The sequence below is a fragment of the Caballeronia sp. LjRoot29 genome (genome assembly GCF_964252755.1).
Taxonomy (GTDB): Bacteria; Pseudomonadota; Gammaproteobacteria; order Burkholderiales; family Burkholderiaceae; genus Caballeronia.
This window is the reverse complement of record NZ_CAXUPU020000044.1, coordinates 1-18,764: the sequence shown is the minus strand read 5'-3', so window position 1 is coordinate 18,764 and position 18,764 is coordinate 1. Positions and strand designations below refer to the sequence as shown.

Below are 18,764 nucleotides of genomic sequence, written 5' to 3'. Positions count from 1 at the left end.
GAATATGTCTGGTCGACGTCGGGAAACGGCGGACTAAGCTAAGGGCAAGATAGTAGGAATACTGATTAATAATTCCATTCTTTTTCCAATCTGTTGCCCGGCTGCGTTGGGCTCGTAATAGCCCTTGGGGTTGTTCGATGCGGCGTTGAATCGTTCGGACCCCGTGCGCTTATCGTTCGATCCGATCATGCGAGATCCCCGCACCACCGCCACGCGCAGGAAACAATTGCGCTCCAAGGAAGTCGATAAACACGCGCATCTTCGCCGTGAAATGTTTGCCTGAAGGCCACATGATGCGAAACGCGGAGCCGGCTTCCGAGCACGAGGTCAGCACATGGATCAACCTGCCGTCGTTTAGATGTTGTGCGATTGCAAAGTCCGGCAAATAGGCGATCCCTAGTCCGGACAACGCGAAAAAAATCCGCGTTTCAAGGTTGTTGCAGACAATCGATGTCGGCAGCAGCGATGACAAGATTGCCCGCGCGCTTGCACTCGGTGCCCGTCACGGGATCAATCGAAACAGGACGCCCGAGTGGCAGCACGAGGTGCTGGCGTTGACCGATGGCCGCGGCGCCGAGCACATCCTGGAAATGACAGGCGGCAAAAACGTCGAACGCTCCTTGCAGGCTGTGGTGCAAGGAGGACGCATCTCGGTCATCGGCCTGCTGGATTCAGACACGCTCAGCTTGCCTATTCTTCCGCTGCTTGGCAGCCGTGCATCGATTGTCGGTATCGCCGTCGGACCGCGCCGCGCGCTCGAGGATCTGGTGCGCACGATCGACCTGCTCGGCATCAAGCCGGTGATTGACGCCACGTATCCGTTCTCACAGGTGCCGCAAGCGTTCGCCCATTTGCAACGCGGCGCGTTTGGCAAAGTGGTCGTCCAGGTGAGCGAAGCATGAAAGCCTCCATAAACAAGGCTAAGACCATGCGGCGTCCACTCCACTCGCCGGAAGGACGACGTCGATGAGCCCGCTCAAGTCCGCTGCGGCGATGCCCGCGATCATGCTGGGTCTGTTTGGTTTGTACACGCTTGAATTCGGCGTAGTGGGCATTCTCCCGGTGATCGTGGAACGCTTTGGCGTCACGGTATCCCAAGCCGGTTTGTTGATGGGTTTGTTCGCGTTGATCGTTGCGATCTTCGGTCCGTTCCTCGTGCTGGTTTCTTCACGCCACAACCGCAAAAAGGTCCTGGTTTTTGCACTGGCGGGGTTTTCGGTGTGCAGCGCGCTGTCGGCCTTCGCGCCGAATTTCTCGAGCTTGATGGCGTTGCGCATCGTTCCAGCACTGTTGCATCCGATCTTCTTCTCAGCGGCATTCACAGCGGTAGCTTCGCTGCATCCGAAGGAACGCGCGGCACACGCCATGGCGCAGGCGTTCGTTGGAACAACGCTCGGACTCGTGCTCGGCGTTCCCGCAACAACCTGGTTCGCCGCACACTTTTCCTACGAGGCGTCTTTCCTCTTCTGCTCCGCTGTGACGGCGATCGCCGGAATCGGTTTGCTCCTGATGTTGCCGGCGCAGGGCCGCCCGGTGGCGATGAGTTTTGCGCATCAGCTTGGCGTGCTGCGCAAGCCTGCGCTTTGGTTGAACATCGTGGCGACTGTGCTCGTCTTTACCGCCATGTTCTCGGTGTACAGCTACGCCGCCGAGTACCTTAAGAGCCAGACGGGCATGGATGGCAGCACGATCAGCATGATGCTGGTGATATTCGGAGTAGGCGGGGTGTCGGGTAATTTGCTGGCGGGTCGGCTGTTGGGGAAGCACCTGTTCAAGACGACACTCCTGCATCCCGTCGCGCTTGCGGGGGCCTACCTCGTGCTCTATGTACTTGGTAGTGCCAACATTGCAAGTATGGCAATCATCACCTTGCTATGGGGAGCCACGCACACCAGCGGCATGGTCATTACGCAGGTGTGGCTGACCTCGGTAGCATCGGAAGCACCCGAATTCGCGACCAGCCTTTTCGTGTCCGCCGGGAACGCCGGCGTGGTTCTGGGCTCGGCGGTCGGTGGTCTTTTTATCAACAGCCTTGGGATGCCCGGCGTAATTCTTTGCGGGCTTATATTCGCCGGGCTGTCGGTGCTTGCTATTGGTGCGAAGGCATTGATCTATCGTGGGCAAGCGGGGCGCGTCGAGAGGATTAGCGCGGCGCATTGAGCAGGCCGGGCGTGGCCGTCGCCGCTCGGCACTCCACGCCGGCTCACCATGCGTCACGGCTGCAACCCTGTAGTAAACACCGTGCGTGCCTGGTTCTCATTGGTCCAGTGATCCTCGACTTGAGACAAGGGCACCACGTTCGTCGCGATCTCGAAGCCGCCGGGGACTGTCGCATTCAACAAGTGTTCGATTGCACCGAGGAGACGCGGCATGGGAATACTGCCAATACCACTGCCCATGAGTTCGATTGCCGACGACCGAAGCGCTGCACTTGGAAGCGTGATGTTCGCTGCGCTCATGGCGCCAATCTGCACAAACCGGAGCGCCACGCCGTCCGGCGAAGCTTTAGCGCCGGCCGCCAGCAGCAACTCTGCGCTTTGCCCCCAGAGATAGTCGAGCACGACGCCAACACCTTGCTCAAACTGCTGCTGAAACGCGCTTTCGAGTGCATCGTTATCCTGCGTGAGAATAATGGTCTCGTCAGCGCCGAGCGCTTGCAGGGACTTCAGCGTTTCCGCATTCCGCCCCGTCGCAATGACCTTGCCGGCGCCCAAATACTTGGCAATCTGCACGGCGAGACGACCCGATACGCCGGTTGCACCATTGATCAATACGGTCTCGCCTTTCACCAGCTTCGCACGTTCGGTCAACGCCGCCCACGACGACATGCCCGGAATGGCGATGGCCGCCGCGGTCACTTCATCCAGCCCCGCAGGCAAAGGAATGCAACGCGCCTTCTTGACGATGGAGTACTCCGCCATCCCACCGAAGGGCGCTTCAGGCAGCACGAAATAGACACGCGTGCCATCGTCAAGGACACCGGTGCCGTCGATCCCAGGCACGAAAGGGAGCTTCGCCGAAGCGCTATAGTGTTTGCCCGATGCCCGGCTCTTGGTGACGTGACTCAGCGCAGAGGCTACAACCGCAACGCGGACTACGCCTTCGGTGACCGCCGGCTCGGTGAAGTCGGCATAAACCGGCGTCGCGCCGGCTTGCTGAACGAGTGCTGCTTTCATGGATGCTCTCCCTCTAAGGATCCGAGCGTACGCTTTATCTCGGATCGGATTATCGAATATATGTGTACTATACACATATATCGGACATTGACAAGGATCGAATGGCGATGGGCAACGAAATACGCGAGTTGCGGGAAGCACTCCTGGACCTGACGGGTGTGCTCAACCGCCCGCAACCGGACGCCGCCCTTATTGAAGCGGCAGGCGTCGACCTGGATCGTGCGCTTTTCCCGCTTCTCGCAAGAGTAGAACGGATGGGGCCGCTTGGTATTGTCGAACTTGCTGAACTGGCGGGGCGCGATTACACGACGGTCAGCAGGCAGATCGCCAAGCTGGAAAGCCTGGGTCTGGTCGCACGATGTCCAAGCCCAACCGATGGCCGGGTTCGCGCGGCTGTCATTACGGATCAGGGGCAGGTCATGACGGACGCGCTGGACGCGGCACGTCAGAAAATCATCGAAGAATTGCTTGCCGGATGGGAAGCAAAAGAGGTGAGTGAGCTTGCGCGATTGCTTCGAAAGTTTGCGGATGGTGCGCTTGGCTGGGTCAAGACCCCGTGAGTCATATTCACGCTGCGGTTCAGTGGTGAGATCAGGTCAATACGTCCAAAAGACGTTTTGAAGTTCACGCGTGCGCTGCTCTCCGGTGAGCGCCAGCATCATCAGGACGCGCGCCTTGTGCGGAACCTGATCGTCCGTTACCAGCCAGTCGTAGCGGTCATCGGGCTGCGCGGCATTACGGATGACCACGCCGCTTCCCGTGCGCGAACCTCGGACGACATGAATGCCACGCTCCCTTGTCTGAACCAGCGAGGCCACCACCGATGCCGCCACATTGCCGTTGCCAGTCGCAGCATAGATGATCGCCTTTACACTTGAGTTGAGCACGGCGTGGACCATCGCGTCGTTCATGCCACCGTGCGCGTAGAGAATGCCGACTGTGGGCAACTCGTCGATCTCGTCAATCGACCATTCGCTTTGTACTGTATGTGCACGCGCAGGCAGTCGATAAAAAGCCGGCTTGCCTTCGACGATATATCCCAAGGGACCATACGGAGAACTGAACGCTTCTTGCTTGAACGTATTGGTCTTCACAACATCACGCGCGGTATGAATCTCTTCGTTTGCGACGACTAGCGTGCCTTTGCCGTGGGCCGCCTGACTTGCCGCCACGACGATCGCGTTGTAGAGGTTAAGCGGTCCATCCGAACTCAGCGCGGAAGGTGGACGCATTGCGCCCACGACGACTACCGGCTTAGTGCTTTTGAGCGTCAGATGCAGGAAGTACGCGGTTTCATCGATGGTATCGGTGCCGTGCGTAACAACAACGCCGTCTACGTCGTCGCGTTTCAGCAGTAGCGAAATACGCTTGCCCAACTGCAGCAGTTGTTCGCTGCCGAAATTCTCGGAACCGCACTGAAACAACTGCTCGGCGCTGATGTCGGCAACCGCTGCCGCGGCGGGCAGACCAGCAAGAATCTGGTCGACGGACAATACCGAGCAATCATATGCCGACGTGTTGACCGGCGACGCACCGCGGCCTGCAATCGTGCCGCCTGTGCCGATCAGTACAATCCGCGCTTTCGGCGGGGAGTCCACGCCGACTACGCCCGCGCCAGGAACAAGGACGTTCATGTGCTCTACATCTTCACGACGGTGAGCAGCGTCTGCTTACCGCGTTTGTAGTCATACAGCGAGATTGCACCTTGCTTCAGATCGCCGTGTGCGTCGAATTGCGTGCGGCCCAGCACACCGACGAAATTTGCGCTCGGCATCGCGGCAAGGATGTTCTCGGGCTTCGTCGAGTTGGCCCGCTTCATAGCGTCCACGATGATGTACACCGCGTCATAAGCGAACGGAGCATTGAGCTGCACATGCTGATGAAAACGCGCTTCGTAGCGTTGTTCGAAAGCGGGGCCGTTCGGCATTTCTTGCAGTGGCATGCCGGCGATCGAACACACTACGTTATCCGCTGCCTCGCCGGCCAGTTTGGCGAGCGAATCGGCGCACAGGCCGTCGCCTCCCAACACACGCGCGGCAATGGCGAGTTGTTGCGCTTGCTTGGCGAACGGACCGCCTGTGGCGTCCATTCCCCCGTACATGATGATGTCCGGATGCTCACCCTTGATCTTCGTGAGAATTGAACGGAAGTCGACTGCCTTGTCGTTGGTTGCATCGTGTGAGAGCACGGTCAACCCGTCCGCCTTCGCCTGCTTCTCGAACTCATTCGCGAGCCCTTGGCCGTATGCTGTTGCGTCATCCACGATTGCCACCGACTTTGCACCGAGCGTTTTCTTCGCATAGTCGGCCAGCGCGGGACCCTGCTGCGCGTCGGTGGCGACAACCCGGTAAGCGGTCTTGAAACCTTGCTGCGTATAAACCGGATTAGTCGCTGAAGGAGAAACCTCGACAACACCGGCATCGCTATAGATCTTCGATGCAGGAATCGTGGTCCCCGAATTCATGTGGCCGACCACGGCTACAACTTTGTCGTCGACCAGCTTCTGTGCCACCTGCGTGCCTTGACGCGGGTCCGATGCGTCGTCTTGTGCGTCAAGTTCCAGCGTTACCTTCTTGCCGCCGATCACGAGACCCTTCGCATTGATTTCCTCTACCGCCAGGCGCGCGCCATTTTCGGTGTCCTTTCCCCACTCGGCATTCGCGCCCGTCAACGGCGCGGCATGTCCAATTTTGACAACTTCGTCCGCGAACGCGCCGGTCGAGCCGAGCACGATCAGGCTTACTCCGATATTGGCGCATAGCGCGCCGTGAAATTTAGCCGACATGAGACTCTCCTGTTATGCAGCTTGCTGGACGATGGCGGACTGACGCTTGCCGGTGATCGATAGAGGCGGGTGACAGAAGTGACTTTAGGGACGACAAAATGCCCGGCATTGCACCGACTCGTAAAAAAATAGAAGAAACACGACATGTCGTGCAAGCGCATTTTTTGGGCTTATATACTTGGACTAACCAAGGTCTAGTGGGAACGTCATGGCACGCGAAAAAGCACTACCCGATGTTCGGGAGCCGGCTCTTGGCCGCGATCTGGTGGATCGCCTCGATCGCGCCAGCGTCAAGCGCGAGTGCAATGCGTCACGCTCGGGCGCCGAGCTCAACATTGGCTTTCTTCTTTGGCCGAGTTTTCCTCTGCTTTCGCTAGCGGGTTTCTGCGATGCGTTGCGCCATGCAGCCGATCTCGGCGACCAGAGCCGTCCGCTGCGTTGCGCGTGGATGCTGCTTGGGATGGCCGACGAAACCGTGGAAGCGAGCTGCGGCGTGGCCGTGCCGGTGCATGCAATACAGGGATCGCCGCGGCAATTCGATTATCTCGTCGTGATTGGTGGCCTGCTGCCTAAACTTGAACGAGTCGACCGTCGCTACTGGGACTACCTGCGCGAGGCCGAAGCCGAAGGCGTACCGCTGATCGGCATGTGCACCGGCAGTTTCGTATTGGCAAAAGCGGGCTTGATGCGAGACCGTGTTGCTTGCGTTCACGCATTTCATCTGGAGGACTACAAGTCGATGTTCCCGGACTTGCGGGTCATCGCCAATTCAGATTATTTGATCGATGGCAACCGCATCACGTGCGCGGGCGGCGTGTCCGTTCTCGAGTTGGCGACGCGTTTGATCAGCCTGCATTGCGGCTCGGACAGGGCGTCCAAGGTGATTCATCAAATGACAGTCAGCCGACACGGCAATGCGTCGTTCGTGGAGCGCCGCAAGGCGCTCGGCTATCTGGCAGTCGGTGATTTGCTGGTACGGCACGCTATTGTGTTGATGGAAGAAAACCTGGAGGCGCCACTCAACATCACGGTGATCGCGAAGATGACCGGTACGAGCGTGAGGCAACTCGAACGTAACTTCCTGACTGAAATGGGGGTGTCGCCCAAAGAGTTTTACCGGACCATGCGGCTTCGATACGCGCGCTGGCTGCTGCTCAACACGGAAAAGCGCATCACGGTAATCGCCTACGAATGCGGCTTTGCTGACTCCGCGCATTTCATCCGCGGCTTCAAGGAAGTCTACGGCGTGACGCCCGGCAGGCTGAGGATCTCACTGGGGGAACGTCTGTCTTGATGCGTGGAGCGCGTTGTTGCGCAATGGACTTGCAACGAGAAAATGTCTCGGGATGATCGGCCTTCACTGACCGGAAAGATCGAAATACTTCCTCAGGACCAGCAGCGAAATAAGTTTTTCCCGGCGCGTATCGAGGAACTGCATGGCGTACTGATTGGCGTTCTTGATGATCGCCATCGCCTTCTCTGTATGCTTGGTGTAATAATTTATCTTGTCTTCGAGATCGGAAAAATCATCGTCCAGAAGAACGTAGTGGTGGTTGGGAATCAACGAGCCTTCCATGAACCAGCTTTCCACCCTCGGTTTGCGCATGAAGCAAACGGAATTCGAAAGCATGATCCATTTCAGGTTGGTCGCAACGTCGTTACCTTCCAGACTGATTACGAACTTGAACTTCAGCTGGTCTGCAATGCTCATGAACGGCCGATGACCGTGGCGACCTTTTTGCGCGTCATCAGTGTCACCAATATCGGCCATTGCCGAACTGTAATATCTGGCGACAAATGCTTTTCGATGCTGCTGGTAGCACGCACCTCGAAAGACGGCCATGTTGATTTTGCTTTCAAATGAGCGCGTATCTTCAATGAAGTTGAAGTGCCTCATCTTGTCCAGCTTCAATATGACTGAATTTTCATTCGATTCGGTGAGCGGCCTGGTCTTAAGAAGCGTTGGCTCATTTACGGCTTCCCGGATGTCCTTGAAAACATAATTGAATTTTAAGGAGCGCGCGAAGTATCGGGATATCTCTTTGAAATCATAGTAGTAGGCGCTAGGGTTGCCGCGCAAAGGCAACGCGCTGCTGCGACTCGCCGTTTCGTTCAGCACAAATTGCTGTTCAAGCTTGTTGTAATAATTGGCGCGGGAACGAATATAAGACCACTGATGTTCGTCCAGATTCCTGAACATGCGGTCATATCTTTTTTCGAAAATCAGCGATGGAAAAAGATTGGCGATGACATTTTTTGCGTAAAACTTAAGTTTTCTGGCATGCATAAATCTGACTCAATCTTTAATAGAAACTTATCGCCTTCGGGCTACGCCGATATGCGCTGCAGCACGTGCATCGCAGTGATTGGATTGCAGCAGTGGCATGCGTCGATCACGTACAAAAGCGGATTGCCAGACAGTACTAAATTGAACGGGCGGAACGGCTGTTGCATGGAACGGAACACACGGGCTGCGCTAGTGTACCCGTTATCGTTTTTTCGACAATATAGTCAACGCGTTTTGAGCATCTGAAGGTGGAGTTCGAGCCCTTGCTGCACAGGCCGTGGTGCATAAAGGTTACCGTTGCGAATCACGATAAATGCTCAGCGATACTAATTATTTGCCTCAATGGAACTCCGATCATCGATACCAGTTGATGGTAACGCCACGAGCCGTCCATCGTGCGCTTCGATGAACGGAGGCTGAGGACGCCCGGGAAATTTTCAGTGGGGTTGACGAACTACGGTCGAACGACTCAACCCGGGAATCGCTCGCCGAACATCGGCTGGCCGCTGGCGGAAGTTTCGGCGGTCGCTTCATCCTGCAGTACGTCCCAGTGCTCGACGAGTATCCCGTTCTCTAGCCGCACAATATCGACCGCAATGAGCGCCGCCGGGCCGCCGTTGCGCGAGAAGCGTCCATGCACCATGACGAAGTCACCTTCGGCCATGATGACGCCGTGCTCATAGACCAGCGTGTCAGGCAGATTCCGGGTGAGTTCGAAAAGACCTTCGCGGCCTGGAGCAATGTGCGCGCTATGTTGAATGTACTGAGGAGACCAGAAGTTCTCGGCGGCCGCATAGTCGCGCCGGTTAAAGAGCGTGTCGAATGCTTCCAGCACGATGCGCTTGTTCTTCTCTTGAGTGCTCATGGCGTTTCCTTTGGGTTACGTTTGGTTAAGCTTCACTGAGCGAGTATTCGTCGGCGCGAGCGCATTTTTGAACTACACCGTTAGCGCCGGATAATCCGTGAAACCATGCGCGTCGCCGGCGTAGGCGGTCGCCCGATCGAACTGGTTCAGCGCCGCGCTTGCTCGAATGCGCTCAGGCAAGTCCGGGTTGGCAATGAACATCCGTCCGAACGCAACGGCGTCGGCGAGCCCGGACTCGATCATATGGGCGGCGGTCTCGGGGTTGTAGCCGCCGGCGGTAATCAACGGTCCATCGAATATTGGACGGAACAGTGCTGCGTTGTTCGCGCTGTCCACACTCGCGTTATCGCCTAAACCCGCCGATGATGCGCGCGGCTCAATCAAGTGGAGATAAGCAAGTTTGCGTTGGCCGAGTTCGCGAATCACGTGGGTGAAATGAGGCACGGTGTTGCTGTCATGTAGACCGCCCAGGTTGCCGTGCGGCGACAGGCGCACAGCGGTGCGATCGGAGCCAATAACATCGGTGATTGCGTCGACCACTTCAAGCAATAGCCGCGTCCTGTTCTCGATCGATCCACCGTACTCGTCGGTGCGAAGATTGCTACCATCCTGCAGGAACTGGTCTAGCAGGAAACCATTCGCTCCGTGGATCTCGACGCCATCGAAACCGGCATCGAGCGCATTCCTCGCTGCGCTCCAGAACGCCACCACTATCTCCGATATTTCAAGCGTGTCCAGCGCGCGCGGTGTCTCGTAGGGCACCTGCTGAAACGCCGGCGTGTACGCGAGGCCCGGCGGTGCTATAGGTGACGGCGCAACGGGCAAGCTGCCGTCGGGGTTGTAGCTCGAATGTGACCAGCGCCCGTGGTGCACGATCTGGAGCATCATCCGGCCGCCCCTTGCATGAACAGCGTCCGTGACCGCGCGCCAACCGGCAACCTGCTCCGGCGAATAAATGCCGGGCATCTGCGGATAACCGTGACCGTTGACGCTGATTGCCGTCGCTTCGCTAATGATCAAACCCGCCGTGGCTCGCTGTGCATAGTACTCGGCACTTATGGGCAAGGGCACTCCGCCAGGGCCGGCGCGCATGCGGGTAAGAGCCGGCATCACAATACGATTCGGCAACGACAGCGCGCCCAATTGCAGCGGCACGAAAAGCGGGGCGGTAGACATGGTGAGATTTCCCAATCGAATGCGGTATGGAGCCGAAGATTTAGTGGCAGCTTAACTAAAGCTCAACTGACCGAAGTCGAGGGAAACGAGCAGCGGCTCAGGCACCTTCTGCATGTGTTCGTCATAAGCGTAGATGCGCCGCTTGGTCGGCATCTTGATACCCTGGAATTCGGCATAGTCGCTGACATAGTTGGCGCCGCTTGCGCCGCCCAGGATGTCGACGGTGTAGTCGTGGCGCCGCATCAATCCGTCCGGGCCGAAATGAGTAATCTGCGTCCGCGTGTGACTGTGGATATCCGCAGGAAACGTCACTTTCAGCCGGCGCCATTTTTCGCCGTTTTCGTACCACGGTTCGATCTCTTCGCTCTCAAACCCGGGATACGTGTAGAGGAAGGGCGAAGTGAGGTAGGTCCACAACGCTTCGCTTGCGAAGTAGGTGACATGGAATTTGTCCCACGGTGTTTCCTGCGCATGACCTGCGTAAGCGGCCTCGGGGTCGTCACGACTTTCTAGCACCGCGCCGTCCAGCGTTTCGATCGATACACGACCCGGAACAAACACGCTGCGCTGACCGTAGGCGAGGAAGGGGGTGATTGTCAGGCGCTGCTTATGCGTGTCGAGTTCGAAGATCTTGTTATTGAGCAGACCGGGTTGCTGCTTCAGGTGCCAGATCGCGCCGTCAATCGATAGCTCGGCCTTGAGTCGGCTGAACGTATTCCAACGGTCCAGGCCGCCGTGGGCGTCAACGGCAAAAGCGAGCAGGTCATTCATGGTCAAATCTCCGGTGGTGAAAAGAAACGACGCGTAAGACGGGGTGAACTCGCGTTGTCGATGAACACAGGTTAAAGCGACCGCCCTCTAGCCGGTAGCCGGTCATTTCAGCTATGACTTATGTGGATTACGCATGGGTTTAATGCAAGAACGTCTAAGGATTGTTCAGTCAACGTTATGATTAGCACCAGCGTCGCTGGCGCTTGAGGTCAAAGGGTTATATGCATTGCGCCCGATGGTTTTGCCGGGTATGCAAGCAAGAAGAACCAGACGTCTACTAATTTCGGTTATCTTTTATGTCTTGCGCGCATTAATTGCCTTAGCTGAAAGGCTGGCGCTGGCGCAAACTATTTCGCTCCCCGGGAACCTTGATGAAAGACATATTCGCGCTCAAGCTCTATACCCGCGTCGCCCGGCTAGGCAGCTTCTCAGCCGCGGCGCGCGAATGCGGACTTTCGCAGTCACAGGCCTCACGCATCATTGCCGAGCTGGAAGCGGGTCTCGGCGCCCGATTGCTCTCACGCACCACACGCGCCGTCGTGCCAACGGATGCGGGTTCCGAATTCCTCGCCCGGATGGAGCCGATCCTTATGGCTCTCGACGAAGCGGAACATAGCGTGCGCGAAGGCAGCGAGTTGCGCGGGTCACTGCGTATGAGCATGCCGACCAGCGTGGCAATTCGAGAAGTCATCCCGCGCCTTACGACGTTTACTGTCAGGCATCCCAATCTGCAAATCCAGCTTCTCCTGGAGGATCGAAGGCAGGATCTGGTTCGCGACGCCGTCGATGTCGCGATTCGCCTCGGCCCGCTGGCGGATTCGGGTGCGACGGCGAAACTTATCGCAACGATCCCTCGCATGATCCTCGCGGCACCGAGCTATCTTGAGCGCGCGGGTACCCCAATGAAGCCTGCTGATCTCGTTTCGCACCGGATAGTGGCAGGACCTGCCACGTCGGTTCCGTGGGCATGGAAGTTCGAGCGTGATGGGGAGACGGTGGAGGCGGAAGTCTCGTCGCATTTCACGACTAACGAGAACGAGGGCACTGTTGCTGCCGCGGTGGCGGGTTTTGGCATCACGTCGACGACTGGATGGGCATGCCGCCGTGAACTCGAAGACGGGTCGCTCGTCGCGCTGCTCACGGACTGGAAAACTGTTGATGTTCCCGTGCACGCCTATTTCCCGCTAGGCCGCGCTACACGTGCGGCCGGTCGCGCGGTGATCGAGCACCTGATTGCAGACCTTCGGATGACAAATGAACCCTTGCGCTCAATTTCCTGACGCGCAAAAAGGACAGGACTTGCACACAAGATTGCGATTGCACGGGAGGCCCGGCGCTCGCTTGTGCATTCGCCAGAACCATGTCAATCTATTTCCCGTTCGCCGTGCATTGCCCGCATTAAAAAATCGATTCCCAGCGATCCCGCAGAAGCCTGCAATCCGGCGAGCCGCGCCACGCGAAACGTTCGTTCCCAAGATCAATACAAGAATTAAAAAGGGCACTTAGGACGAGGTTGCTGTTTCACTAAGCTGCTTCATTAATAGACGGAGTCAGCCATGTCTATTGTTGCCATTGATGGTGTGCGTTGGACCAATGATCGTGTCACTCATGTGCGTTGGGGAAACATCGACGAATTGACGGCCAACTGGACGTCGGCACCCAAAGTCGTCGATGTGGATCACGTCGTGAAGATCCTCGAAAAAGGGGAGATGGTGCGCACGGTGTTCAAGCTCGGCGGGCGAAGCTATCTGGGTCCCCAGGTTAGTTCGATCCCTTACGCTAATGGGCACATTGGCATTGAAACCTCGTTTGAAGAGGGTCGGATTGAAAAAACGCTCGAAGATCTGCCAAGCGTTTAATCGATTCGCCTAGTCGGTTTCATACGGTTTTGCGGCGAAGGGACGCGCTTGAGGGCGGGCGATTGCGCGTCGCCGGAATTGGCTCGTTGCAATCATTCGTCCAGGAACAATTGCTCCATTTCGTCGGAATAAACGTCTGCCAGCAGCGCACGCAACTTCATTGCCTTGGCAGTGCCATAGGCATTTTCGAAGCGTCTTTGCGCTTCATTCCAAAGAACTTTGGACTCGGCCAGTTTGTTTCTTCCAGCCGGCGTCAAGGCAACGAGGCGCCCGCGTTTATCGGTTTCATCGGGAAGCAATTCGATAAACCCATCGCGTTCTAGCGGCTTGAGATTGTGCGAAAGTGCGGAGCGGTCAAGCACCATGTCTCTAGCCAGATCGCTCATGTTCGGCGTGCCTGCCCGATCGATATGCGCAAGCGTTGAATGCTGCGACAGCTTGAGGCCGCACGGCGCGAGCACGGTGTCATAAAGCTGTGAAAGCCTGCGTGTGGCTTTGCGCAATGCGGCCCCATTGCATAGAGAGACTGCGGCGGACGAGTGCTTCTTATTCGAAGTGTTCATGGCTCTGCATAACTACGGTGAAAGTAACGGTTCGGAAGTTCGTCCGGCAATCTTAGTCTATTGACACATCCAGGCGCATGGCGGACTGCCGATCCTGATGAGGCGCGGTTTCCTCGGCGCTTATCAACAGCCAGCACACCGCACTCGCCGCGAATGCAACAACAGAAGCCGCGAGCAGCACACCTTCGTATCCGTAACCAAGGCTCGCTCGCGCAATCGATCCAAGCCCTTGATGCGATGAAATAAGCGAGGCCGCGGAAGCGATGTTCCCATTCGCGATAGAGCGCGTGATCTCGAGCTTGTCGTGGGCGCCGATTAAAGGCAATTCTCTTTCAATGCTCGCCTGGATTCGATAAAACAACAACGCGCCCAGTGCCGCGAACCCCACCACGATGCCGCTGAACCGCATGGTCCCCGATACCCCTGACGCCATGCCTGCCCGTTCGACGGGAATCACAGTCATGCTGACCTTGGCGATCTGACCGTTGAGAATTCCCGCCCCGGTGGAGGCAACGAGCATGGGGAGAAAGATCGCGCTATAGGTGAACGACTGGATTTCCATCGCGGTTCCGAACAAGCCAACCGCGACCAGCAACAGGCCGCAAACGAGCAGCATGCGTCCTGACATCCGATGATCGAGGTACACGGACACAATGCGCGGTACGCCGAACAAAGGCACGGCAAGCGGCAGCATCAGCAGGCCCGCATTGAGCGGAGAATAGCCGAGCGCGCTTTGGAAGAAGAAGGGCAGATAGGTCAGCATGGTCAGGAACGCAACCGCATAAGACACGCCGGCGAGACTCGCGCCCAAATAGGTTCGCTTGATGAAATAGCCCAGCTCGACCATGGGTCGTGCCTGCTTAAGCTCGACGATCACGAACGCAATAAGGAAAATGATTGAGCCCGCTAACCGCGCTCTGACGGACGTGCTGAGCCAGCCTTCGCGATTGCCTGAAATCAGCGCCCAGGTCAGCAGTCCGAGGAACGCGCTGAACGTCAGAACGCCCCAGATATCGATGGCGATTGCGTGCGGATCTTTGGATTCATCGACTACGAAATACGTCATGGCAATCATGATTGCGCCGACGGGCAGGTTCACGTAGAAAGCCCATTGCCAGCCTAGCGACTGGGTGATCAATCCGCCTGCCACAGGCCCAAGCATGATGGCCACGCCGATCACCGAACCCCAGAACGCGAACGCCTTGGCGCGCTCCTTCCCTTGGAATCCATGCGCGAGAACTGCGAGTGCCGCGCTAAGCTGCAACGCGGCACCCACGCCTTGCAGCGCGCGTGCGGCGTTCAACACAACCGTTGATGTAGCGGCGCCGCAGAAGAAGGACGCGGTAGTGAAGACAAGCAAGCCAATGATCAACAAGCGCTTTCTGCCGAAGCGGTCGGCGAGTGCGCCGGCAGGCATCACCAACGTTGCAAATGCCAGCGTGTAAGCCGAGATCACCCATTCAATGGCGACGAAATCCGCATGCAGCGATCGCGCAATCGACGAGAGCGACACCGCCACAATATTGGCGTCGAGGTTGATCATGAACGACGGTACGGATACGCATAACAACAACAGAAATCTTTTCTGCATACCTTTGCCTTGATGGGATGACGGGCGGCCCGGCTGGGGCGCATCGACCCGTTGCAAGACCATTTAAAGTAGTTGCATATGCCAATATATTATCCGGTGCAGCGATTTAGGCAAGCAAATTCTGTTGCGTCCCCATGCGCGATAAGACTTGGCTTGGTGGAAATGAAGACGCACGGATGCCCGTGCGTGTGTGTTCCGGATGAGTGCGGAGGGGGGCGAGGGGTTCTACAAGGCGAGCTTATAACCTTCGTGGTTGGCCTTGAAGCCGAGCTTTTCGTAGAACCGGTGAGCGTCGGTACGGCTCTTGTCGGTCGTGAGTTGGACCAGACTGCACCCCCTCGACTTGCATTCGGAGATCGCCCATTCGAACATCTTCTGCCCCAGCCCGGAATCGCGGCGATGCGTGGCGATTCGCACCGCTTCGATTTGGCCTCTCCACGATCCCATGCGCGCAATGCCAGGGATAAACGAAAGTTGAAGCGTGCCGATTATCTCGCCGCCGTCGGCAACTACCACTAATCGCTGGTTCGCATCGGCTTCTATTGCCCGGAATGCATCGACGTATCTTTGGTCAATCGGCGTGCCGGTGATTTCTCTCTTGCTCCCGAGTTCGTCATCGGCTAGCAATGCGACGATCGCGGGGACATCGGCTAAGAGAGCAGACCGGAAAACAATGTGTTCCATGATGGAACCTCAGAGGGTCGGTGGTTGTTGGATGCGAAATCGGCCGGACCACGGGCGACGCTATTCATCGTCACTCAGAAGCGTGCGCAGCATGCGTTCGGGGTTGGCCAGGAATGCTCGCATGACCTGGAAGTGTTCGGTCTCTTCGTAAGTGACGCGCGTTACCCCTTCCGTCGTGAACTCATAGATCCACGCGTCCGGATACGCCATCAGAATGGGCGAGTGAGTGGCGATGATGAACTGGGATTCATCGCGGACCAGGTCATGAAGTCTCGCCAGTGCGGTGAGTTGCCGTTGTGGCGACAACGCGGCTTCCGGTTCGTCGAGGAGGTAAAGGCCCTTGCCGCCGAAGCGGTTCATCAGCAGCGCCAAAAAGGACTCGCCATGTGAACGCTCGTGCAGGGAACTGCCGCCGTAGGAGTTAATGACGGGAGGGCCAAAGGAAGGTTCAGAATCGAGATTTTCGATTTCGGTGGCCACGTTAAAGAAGCTTTCTGCGCGCAGAAAGAAGCCATCTCTCGGCCGTTTCACGCCTTTGGCAATACGCAGATATTCATCGAGCACCGAGTGCGATGCGCGGGTGCCGAAGTTGAAGTTCTTCGTGCCGCCTTCGGGATTGAATCCCATCGATACGGCGATGGCTTCGAGGAGCGTCGACTTCCCGGAGCCGTTTTCGCCGACGAAGAAAGTAATCTTGGGATGCAGTTCAAGCGTGTCCAGCGACCGGACTGCCGGCAGCGAAAACGGATAGCGATCGAATGACTCGACCTTGTCGCGCTGCAAGCTGATCCGGCTGATGTACTGGGTAGAGATCATGAGGTAAGCATCACGCTTTCACGGACGCATGGATACTATGGGAGGCCGCACCTATGAACTGACGCTGCGTTGACGAAAGCGGTATCTTACCCCGGCGGGTCACCGTGAAAACGAAGCGAGCGGAGACCGGCAAGACGCCTGTCATTTACAATGCTCGAAATTTTTCGCGCTGCCTGAATGCAATTCAGGCGTTCCCAATCGAGGTCTTCATGATCGTCAAACCACGCGTGCGCGGCTTCATTTGCGTGACTACTCATCCGGTTGGCTGCGAAGCTAACGTCGAGCAACAGATCGGCTACGTGACGGCGCAAGGTCCTATTGCTGAGGGACCCAAAAAAGTCCTGGTGATTGGCGCATCGACCGGCTATGGGCTTGCTGCCCGGATCACGGCGGCATTTGGTTGCGGCGCCGATACCCTCGGTGTTTTCTTCGAACGCGCGGGCGAAGAAAACAAACCCGGCTCGCCCGGCTGGTACAACAGTGCGGCATTCACCAAATTCTCGACCGCGAAAGGACTTTACGCAAAGAGCATCAACGGTGATGCTTTTTCCGATGAGATCAAGCAGAAGACAATCGATGTCATCAAGCGGGATCTTGGGCAGATCGATCTGGTCGTGTATAGCCTCGCGTCACCGCGACGGACACATCCGAAGACGGGCGAGGTTTTTACTTCGACACTGAAACCGGTCGGCAAGTCCATTACGCTACGCGGCCTCGATACCGACAAGGAAGTGGTCAAGGAAAGCAGTCTGGAACCGGCGACGCAAAGCGAGATCGACAACACCGTTGCCGTGATGGGCGGTGAGGACTGGCAGATGTGGATTGATGCCTTGCTTGCCGCGGGTGTTCTGGCGGAGGGCGCGAAGACTACTGCGTTCACGTATCTCGGCGAGAAGATAACGCACGACATCTATTGGAATGGTTCGATCGGCGCGGCCAAGAAAGACCTGGATCAGAAGGTCCTTGCGATTCGCGACAGCCTGTCCGGGCATGGGGGTGACGCGCGCGTATCGGTATTGAAAGCGGTTGTTACGCAGGCTAGCTCAGCGATTCCCATGATGCCGTTGTACTTGTCCTTGCTCTTCAAGGTCATGAAAGAAGAGGGTACGCACGAGGGTTGTATCGAACAGGTTTATGGTCTCTACAAAGACAGTTTGTATGGCGGATCGCCGGAGATGGATCAGGAGGGCCGGTTGCGTGCGGACGCTAAAGAACTTAGTCCGGCGGTGCAGGGTCGCGTGCAGCAACTGTGGGATCAGGTGACTAGCGACAACCTCTATGAGCTCACCGATTTCGCAGGTTATAAGAGTGAATTTCTGAGGTTGTTCGGGTTCGGGATTGATGGCGTTGATTATGATGCTGATGTTGATCTTAAGGTCGACATTTCTGGCATCGAGCAGGGTTAGCTTCTCATCCGCCGAAGCCGCTTTGAGGTCGATGCGAAGTTGGTTTTCGTTCGCATTTGGGGTTGGGCGGAAGGGGGGCGGGGTTGATGCCGGGTTGCACGGGTTCCGGCGTTAGCGGTCGGATTCATTGCCGGGTTGCTGCTTTGCAGGTCTTCGCGGATTTTATTCTGATTGATCTCTTTAGCTCTATTAGCCACTGCGCGTGGCGGCGCGTCATTTCTTTGTCCAAAGCGACAAAGAAACGAAGCAAAGAAAACGCTTTCACCGCACTACCCTAAGTGTCCACAGCGTGCAGTTTCTATTCATTGGTGCCCCAAAAGCACGGTGCTCGCCAGAGCTACGGATGTGTGAACTCCTCTTTCTCCGAACACGGATACCCCACGCTTCGCCACCAGTGATTGAACCTGCCAAAGAGCACCCCGCGCTATCCGCGGAAACCTTCCGCCGAATTTGTACGCATACTGAATAATTACGCCAACAGACTGATAAACGAGGCGGCAGAATGCGCGCGGCCTAACCCTCAAAAATAGCAGCGCAAACCGAGCAGCTAACCCGCGACAAAGTGCAGCGGCAAATACTCGTGAGACCGTGCAGGTTCTTTGGCAAGGGTGCTAGCCCGAGAGCGTACGGGGCGAAGCGTTTTACTGTCAGGACTCGCGAGAAGGAGGGTTTCACACATCCGTGGCTCTTGCGAGCACCGTGCTTTTGGGGCACCCATGAATGGGACTGCACGCTGTGGACACTTAGGGTAGAGAGGTGAAAGCGTTTTCTTTGCTTCGTTTCTT

The 18,764-nt window shown here is 57.0% G+C and carries 19 protein-coding genes; 7 read left to right on the top strand and 12 right to left on the bottom strand.

Annotation, left to right across the window (positions count from 1 at the left end):
• Positions 1–169 precede the first annotated feature (169 nt).
• Positions 170–409 (bottom strand): LysR substrate-binding domain-containing protein, encoded by a 240-nt coding sequence (locus tag ACSQ83_RS31660; protein ID WP_436230832.1) that lies wholly within the window; start codon positions 407–409, stop codon positions 170–172.
• A gap of 25 nt (positions 410–434) precedes the next feature.
• Here ACSQ83_RS31660 and ACSQ83_RS31655 point away from each other — a divergent pair, with 25 nt between their 5' ends.
• Complete coding sequence (locus tag ACSQ83_RS31655; RefSeq protein ID WP_436230831.1) at positions 435–902, top strand: zinc-binding dehydrogenase; 468 nt, start codon at positions 435–437, stop codon at positions 900–902.
• A gap of 64 nt (positions 903–966) precedes the next feature.
• Positions 967–2,160 (top strand): MFS transporter, encoded by a 1,194-nt coding sequence (locus ACSQ83_RS31650; RefSeq protein ID WP_414954468.1) that lies wholly within the window; start codon positions 967–969, stop codon positions 2,158–2,160.
• Between the two features lie 53 nt (positions 2,161–2,213).
• Here the strand turns inward: ACSQ83_RS31650 and ACSQ83_RS31645 are convergent, their stop codons facing one another.
• Positions 2,214–3,176, bottom strand: coding sequence for a quinone oxidoreductase family protein (locus tag ACSQ83_RS31645; protein ID WP_436230830.1), 963 nt, complete (start codon positions 3,174–3,176; stop codon positions 2,214–2,216).
• A gap of 107 nt (positions 3,177–3,283) precedes the next feature.
• Between ACSQ83_RS31645 and ACSQ83_RS31640 the strand changes: the two genes are divergently transcribed.
• Entirely contained in the window at positions 3,284–3,736 is a 453-nt protein-coding gene (locus tag ACSQ83_RS31640) for a MarR family winged helix-turn-helix transcriptional regulator (protein WP_436230829.1), read from the top strand.
• A gap of 36 nt (positions 3,737–3,772) precedes the next feature.
• Here the strand turns inward: ACSQ83_RS31640 and ACSQ83_RS31635 are convergent, their stop codons facing one another.
• Both ACSQ83_RS31635 and ACSQ83_RS31630 read right to left on the bottom strand, forming a co-directional pair.
• Complete coding sequence (locus tag ACSQ83_RS31635) at positions 3,773–4,810, bottom strand: asparaginase (RefSeq protein ID WP_436230828.1); 1,038 nt, start codon at positions 4,808–4,810, stop codon at positions 3,773–3,775.
• A 5-nt stretch (positions 4,811–4,815) separates the two neighbouring features.
• Positions 4,816–5,961: a branched-chain amino acid ABC transporter substrate-binding protein gene (locus ACSQ83_RS31630; RefSeq protein ID WP_436230827.1), complete on the bottom strand. Its 1,146-nt coding sequence runs from the start codon at positions 5,959–5,961 to the stop codon at positions 4,816–4,818.
• Positions 5,962–6,169: 208 nt separating this feature from the next.
• Here ACSQ83_RS31630 and ACSQ83_RS31625 point away from each other — a divergent pair, with 208 nt between their 5' ends.
• Positions 6,170–7,255, top strand: coding sequence for a GlxA family transcriptional regulator (locus tag ACSQ83_RS31625; RefSeq protein WP_436230826.1), 1,086 nt, complete (start codon positions 6,170–6,172; stop codon positions 7,253–7,255).
• 63 nt (positions 7,256–7,318) lie between these two features.
• Here the strand turns inward: ACSQ83_RS31625 and ACSQ83_RS31620 are convergent, their stop codons facing one another.
• The 4 genes from ACSQ83_RS31620 to ACSQ83_RS31605 all read right to left on the bottom strand — a co-directional run bounded on the left by ACSQ83_RS31620 (position 7,319) and on the right by ACSQ83_RS31605 (position 11,060).
• A complete protein-coding gene (locus ACSQ83_RS31620) occupies positions 7,319–8,248 on the bottom strand; it encodes a glycosyl transferase family 90 (protein ID WP_414954474.1) in 930 nt (309 codons plus the stop codon).
• 469 nt (positions 8,249–8,717) lie between these two features.
• Complete coding sequence (locus ACSQ83_RS31615; RefSeq protein WP_436230825.1) at positions 8,718–9,113, bottom strand: nuclear transport factor 2 family protein; 396 nt, start codon at positions 9,111–9,113, stop codon at positions 8,718–8,720.
• A gap of 72 nt (positions 9,114–9,185) precedes the next feature.
• Positions 9,186–10,289, bottom strand: coding sequence for an alkene reductase (locus ACSQ83_RS31610; protein WP_436230824.1), 1,104 nt, complete (start codon positions 10,287–10,289; stop codon positions 9,186–9,188).
• A 51-nt stretch (positions 10,290–10,340) separates the two neighbouring features.
• Positions 10,341–11,060, bottom strand: a complete 720-nt coding sequence (locus ACSQ83_RS31605) for a hypothetical protein (protein WP_436230823.1) — start codon at positions 11,058–11,060, stop codon at positions 10,341–10,343.
• A 371-nt stretch (positions 11,061–11,431) separates the two neighbouring features.
• Between ACSQ83_RS31605 and ACSQ83_RS31600 the strand changes: the two genes are divergently transcribed.
• Both ACSQ83_RS31600 and ACSQ83_RS31595 read left to right on the top strand, forming a co-directional pair.
• The gene (locus ACSQ83_RS31600) at positions 11,432–12,340 is read left to right on the top strand and encodes a LysR family transcriptional regulator (protein ID WP_436230822.1); all 909 of its coding nucleotides are present in this window, start codon (positions 11,432–11,434) and stop codon (positions 12,338–12,340) included.
• Between the two features lie 276 nt (positions 12,341–12,616).
• The gene (locus ACSQ83_RS31595) at positions 12,617–12,919 is read left to right on the top strand and encodes a hypothetical protein (RefSeq protein WP_414954479.1); all 303 of its coding nucleotides are present in this window, start codon (positions 12,617–12,619) and stop codon (positions 12,917–12,919) included.
• Positions 12,920–13,011: 92 nt separating this feature from the next.
• On the opposite strand, the gene ACSQ83_RS31590 is transcribed toward ACSQ83_RS31595, so the two are convergent.
• From ACSQ83_RS31590 to ACSQ83_RS31575, 4 genes are all read right to left on the bottom strand, one after another.
• Positions 13,012–13,482 carry a MarR family winged helix-turn-helix transcriptional regulator gene (locus ACSQ83_RS31590; protein ID WP_414969631.1) on the bottom strand — a complete coding sequence of 157 codons (471 nt, stop codon included), beginning with the start codon at positions 13,480–13,482 and terminating at the stop codon, positions 13,012–13,014.
• Between the two features lie 52 nt (positions 13,483–13,534).
• Positions 13,535–15,073, bottom strand: a complete 1,539-nt coding sequence (locus ACSQ83_RS31585; protein ID WP_436230821.1) for an MFS transporter — start codon at positions 15,071–15,073, stop codon at positions 13,535–13,537.
• A 225-nt stretch (positions 15,074–15,298) separates the two neighbouring features.
• The gene (locus ACSQ83_RS31580; RefSeq protein WP_436230857.1) at positions 15,299–15,760 is read right to left on the bottom strand and encodes an N-acetyltransferase family protein; all 462 of its coding nucleotides are present in this window, start codon (positions 15,758–15,760) and stop codon (positions 15,299–15,301) included.
• A 57-nt stretch (positions 15,761–15,817) separates the two neighbouring features.
• Positions 15,818–16,573 carry an AAA family ATPase gene (locus ACSQ83_RS31575; protein ID WP_436230820.1) on the bottom strand — a complete coding sequence of 252 codons (756 nt, stop codon included), beginning with the start codon at positions 16,571–16,573 and terminating at the stop codon, positions 15,818–15,820.
• Between the two features lie 209 nt (positions 16,574–16,782).
• Between ACSQ83_RS31575 and fabV the strand changes: the two genes are divergently transcribed.
• Entirely contained in the window at positions 16,783–17,979 is a 1,197-nt protein-coding gene (fabV, locus tag ACSQ83_RS31570; RefSeq protein ID WP_436230819.1) for an enoyl-ACP reductase FabV, read from the top strand.
• Positions 17,980–18,764 lie beyond the last annotated feature (785 nt).